Source organism: Candidatus Thermoplasmatota archaeon (genome assembly GCA_029907305.1).
Taxonomy (GTDB): Archaea; Thermoplasmatota; E2; order DHVEG-1; family DHVEG-1; genus JARYMC01.
Map to the genome: position 1 here is coordinate 1 of JARYMC010000102.1, position 4,308 is coordinate 4,308.

7 protein-coding genes are annotated in these 4,308 nt (G+C 33.4%); 1 reads left to right on the top strand and 6 read right to left on the bottom strand.

Annotated elements, in window-relative coordinates:
* Positions 1–77: 77 nt before the first annotated feature.
* From QHH19_06800 to QHH19_06810, 3 genes are read right to left on the bottom strand one after another with little or no spacing between them, the layout of a single operon-like run.
* Entirely contained in the window at positions 78–1,010 is a 933-nt protein-coding gene (locus tag QHH19_06800; protein MDH7518032.1) for a DMT family transporter, read from the bottom strand.
* Positions 982–2,043: an MFS transporter gene (locus tag QHH19_06805; GenBank protein MDH7518033.1), complete on the bottom strand. Its 1,062-nt coding sequence runs from the start codon at positions 2,041–2,043 to the stop codon at positions 982–984. The genes QHH19_06800 and QHH19_06805 overlap by 29 nt, the downstream gene beginning before the upstream one ends.
* The gene (locus tag QHH19_06810) at positions 1,940–2,209 is read right to left on the bottom strand and encodes a hypothetical protein (GenBank protein ID MDH7518034.1); all 270 of its coding nucleotides are present in this window, start codon (positions 2,207–2,209) and stop codon (positions 1,940–1,942) included. Before QHH19_06810 ends, QHH19_06805 begins: the two co-directional genes overlap by 104 nt.
* A gap of 116 nt (positions 2,210–2,325) precedes the next feature.
* Between QHH19_06810 and mobB the strand changes: the two genes are divergently transcribed.
* Complete coding sequence (mobB, locus tag QHH19_06815; protein MDH7518035.1) at positions 2,326–2,925, top strand: molybdopterin-guanine dinucleotide biosynthesis protein B; 600 nt, start codon at positions 2,326–2,328, stop codon at positions 2,923–2,925.
* Here the strand turns inward: mobB and QHH19_06820 are convergent.
* The 3 genes from QHH19_06820 to QHH19_06830 form a co-directional block, all read right to left on the bottom strand.
* Positions 2,920–3,636: an alanyl-tRNA editing protein gene (locus QHH19_06820; GenBank protein ID MDH7518036.1), complete on the bottom strand. Its 717-nt coding sequence runs from the start codon at positions 3,634–3,636 to the stop codon at positions 2,920–2,922. The two genes, mobB and QHH19_06820, sit on opposite strands and share 6 nt — an antisense overlap.
* 28 nt (positions 3,637–3,664) lie before the next feature.
* The gene (locus tag QHH19_06825) at positions 3,665–3,991 is read right to left on the bottom strand and encodes a hypothetical protein (GenBank protein MDH7518037.1); all 327 of its coding nucleotides are present in this window, start codon (positions 3,989–3,991) and stop codon (positions 3,665–3,667) included.
* Positions 3,992–4,031: 40 nt separating this feature from the next.
* The coding region (locus QHH19_06830; protein ID MDH7518038.1) for an EamA family transporter at positions 4,032–4,308 on the bottom strand (277 nt) is incomplete at its 5' end.

Consider the following 4,308-nt stretch of genomic DNA (forward strand, 5'->3'; position numbering starts at 1 on the left):
CTGTATGTTCTATGATCTATTTCAAAGTAAAATATTGTTCAAGAGATGATTCTTCGACTCATTTCGGGATGTAGCCTCTAAGTATGTGATCCAGTAACAGTTTTCCCGTTTTTACTTTTTGTTGTAAGATATATACCAAAAAGAATCACACCACCACCAATAACAGTAAACCAAGAAGGAACTTGACCAATCCATGGTAACAACAAAGCCAAAATACTTGAACCAATAGGCTCACCAAGTAGACTAACAGAAGCCACAGATGCTGGTATAAATTTAAGAGCCCAGTTATACAACGTATGACCAAGGATACCAGCTACAAAAGCCAATAACAAAATGATCCCGTATTCTTCAAGCAACAAACCATAAACAGGCTGTTCAAAAAACAAACAAAAGAAAAACAAACCTATCGTACCAACACCATATACAATAAAAGCATAGGTGACAACACTAATTTTCTTACGCATCAACCTGCCACCAAGAATATACAAACCAGCTGCTACGCCACCGAGCATAGCAAGTATATTTCCCTCAAATGTATCAGCAGACGAAAAACCATAATTACCGTATACAAGAAGAATAACGCCGCTAACAGACATAGAAATGCCAAAAATGTTAACAGAAGATAGTTTCTCTTTTAAGAGATAAAACGCAAGAGGAGCAACAATGATAGGATGAGCAGTCACCAACAAAACAGAGCTAGCAACAGAAGTACTAGTGAGAGATGTAACCCAAAAAGCAAAATGAGCAGAAAGAATAAGACCAATGACACACATAAAAACAACATCTCTTCTACTCAAATCAACAATTTCACACCTACTCTTTTTACGAAGCAAAACAAAAGGCATAATCAAAAACCAAGTAAACAACAACCTAAAAAAAGCAATAGACAATGGAGGAGTACCAAAACCTTTTTCTAGACTAACAATCAAAATAGCGGCAAAAGAAACAGAAAAAATAGATACAAACAAAGCAACATATGGTTTATTCATCAACAACCGATAACACACCATCTGTTTTCTCGTTTTCTCCAACAAGCGATCTACCGCGATAAAACAATAGAAAAATAGTTACAAATACTCCAAAAGCACCTAATATAGCAAAAGGTACCCATATGCCAAAAATATCTGACAAGATACCGCTGATGAACATTACTAGAGTACCACCAACAAGCTGAACAGTAAAAATATAACCAAAGGTTTTACTCTCCATAGTCTCATCGGTAACAGTTGAAGTAAAACAAAACAGAGCAGGGTAAGTCAAAAAAGTAGAAACCCCTAATAAAAAAACAGAGGAGATAATAAAAAAAATGTTGATAGACATAGCAATTAATAAACCTGAAACTCCCATAATGAAATAAGCAAAAAATATGACTGTACGTCTACCAAAAAAACCTTGGATTCTCGAATAAGAAAACGACACTACAACTCCAACGCCAATCCACAAAGTAGTTAAAAGACCGATATAAGTAAGTGAAAGACTAGTCTGTTCACTTAAAAACAAGGGGAAATAATTAATAAAAATACTCCAGGCTACTCCACTTAAGATATATGCTGGTAACAATATCTTAACATTTTTAAAAACCGTCCAAGCTTCATCCAACGCCTCGCTCAGATTCTGTTTAGTTTTTTTATCGTTGTTTTTATTAAAACTGCTATCTACCTCAGAGGTTATAAAAAGCCCGAATATGAGTATTAAAACACCGATGATACACCAAATATACAAGGGCATTCTCCAACCACTTAAATCAGCAATAAAAAGTGTTGTAAAAATTGCAAAAAAGGCGCCAAGATCACCAAAGCCACTTTGAATACCCATAGTCCAATCCAGACGATCTTTTTTAAAAGTCCTGGAAATCCAACCTATGCCAATCGGGTGAAAGAAACTAGATGAGAAACGTAGAAACAACATAAAAAACAGCAGAGTCAAAAAACCTTCCACTCTAGTCAATAAGATCATGTTGAGGCACATCAACAATACTCCAACTGACAAAAAAAATCCTGAAATTCCTGCAGTCAGCGATCCTGCCGATAGCAAGCTGGCCAAAAAGAGTAACCGATAAACCAGCACCAGTAATAAAACCTACTTGCGTGTAGCTTAGATCAAATAAAACTTTGAAAACTGGAAATAATAATGGAACAACGCAGATGATTCCATCGTTCAAAACATGATAAACACTGACTGTAGATAATATCTTGTTTTTTTCATTCATTAAAATTTAACCCTTTTATTATTTCACAGGTAATAAAGAACACTGATATAAAGCATTCAGAAAAAGAATAAAAAACACAAAACATAACTACTTGAAAACTAAAAAAGGTGATGTTAATGAAAAATCCTGCAGTTTTTGGATTCTACGGTTACTCAAAAAAAGGAAAAACTAGTTTAATCATAAGGATAATAAAACAACTAGAAAAACAAGGATACAAAACAGCGGTCATAAAAATGACAGATAAAAAAACTACGATGGATATCAAAGGAAAAGATACCTATATATTTACACAAGCTGGGGCTAGACTAGCGGTACTAAAATCACAAAATGAAACAGATATAATAATAAAAAGAAAACAGGATTTAGATGAAATAATAAAAAACATTGGCACTCTAGGAATTTACGATATTATATTAGTTGAAGGAGCAAATGATAGAAATACACAAAAAATAAGAATAGGAGATATACCAGAAAGACCAAACACTATACATCATTATAAAGGTGATTTCAACAAATTGTTTGGTTTGATTAAAAAACAGATAGAGCAACAAAAACAAGGTTCTAAAGAGAAATTAGAGATTAAAGTCAACGATAAAAATATACAATTAAACGAGTTTACCAAAAAGTTCATAAAAAACACCATATATGGTATGCTAAAAACACTTAAGGGCGTAAAAGAAATTAAAAAATTAGAGATAAACTACGAAGAATCATAGTAACGTGTATGTTATTCTAACCCTGTTCTCGCCTTTGCTCTCCTTTTTAGTTATTTTCATTGCTTTAATTTCACTAGTGTTCTTTATATGTGTACCTGCGCAGGGGCAGATATCAAAACCTTCAATTTCTATGATCCTCAATCTGTTGATTGATTTAGGTAACAAATCAAGGTTGCAACGCTGCTGGTCAACACGTTTTTCAAGACTCTCACGAGTCCCCTCATAAATTTTAACTGGTATGTTGCGACTAACAATATCATTAAACTTGTTCTCAATATTTTTTATGTCATCGTCGGTGAAATTAACTGGATGGAAATCTATCCTGGAATGATCAGCGTATATTTGATTACCAACAGTCCTAGCATTATATTCATCAAAAACAATACCTGAAATTATATGCTGCGCAGTATGCATCCTCATATGATTGTATCTTCTATCCCAATTAATTACAGCATGAACACGTGTTCCCTCAGAGGGTTTAACACCATCGATTATATGTTTAACCACATCGCCTTTCTTGATAACCATCTTCACGATAGATTTGTTATTTTCCCATGAAATAAAACCAGTGTCGCTGGGTTGGCCACCACCCTCAGGGTAAAACGCTGATTTGTCCAAACAAATATAATCATTTTTGTTTTTTGTAACTAGGGCATCAAACTCACGGATGTAGTTACCATCTATATCCTTCATATACAGCATTTCAGTCATAAACACATAAACTCCAATACAGTGATACCTATAATATCTCTTTTAAATCACTAAACTCCTTGTCTTTTTTACACTCCTCAATCTTGTGATCAATCAATCTAATTTTCTTGAAACTCCTAAAAACCATGTATATGCCAAGAAAAGATAAAAATAAAACAAAACCAACTAGCGGAATAAGAAAATACAGAATTGTAACAGGATCATAATAACTTGAGGTGGCAACTAAGACAGTGAAAACAGATAAAGGTAAAGTGAAGATAGCTATAGCGGTACGTAACATAGATAGAGAAGTACGTTTCTCAGCAAGAAGAAGCCTTATCTTATCCTCAATTTTTAGTGTAGTCAATAAAATCACCAAATAATTGTTAATAAACTACGGATATAAAAAGACTTATTCAAGTTTCTTTTTTGTAGTTAACTAAAACCAAACCAAATATGATAAAGAAACTCCCGATAATAAACAAAAATGTAATCATTTCATCCAATAGAAAGTAGCTGAATAATGTCGAAAGAATAGGTATAGCGTATAGATATACACCAACCTCAGATGCAGTCTTATGTTCAAGAACTATATACCAAATAGTGTAACCAAATACGGTTGAACATATGCCAAGAAATAATACTGCGCCTAAAACGTTAAAAGACAAATTAGCTACTTGATTTAAAAAAGAA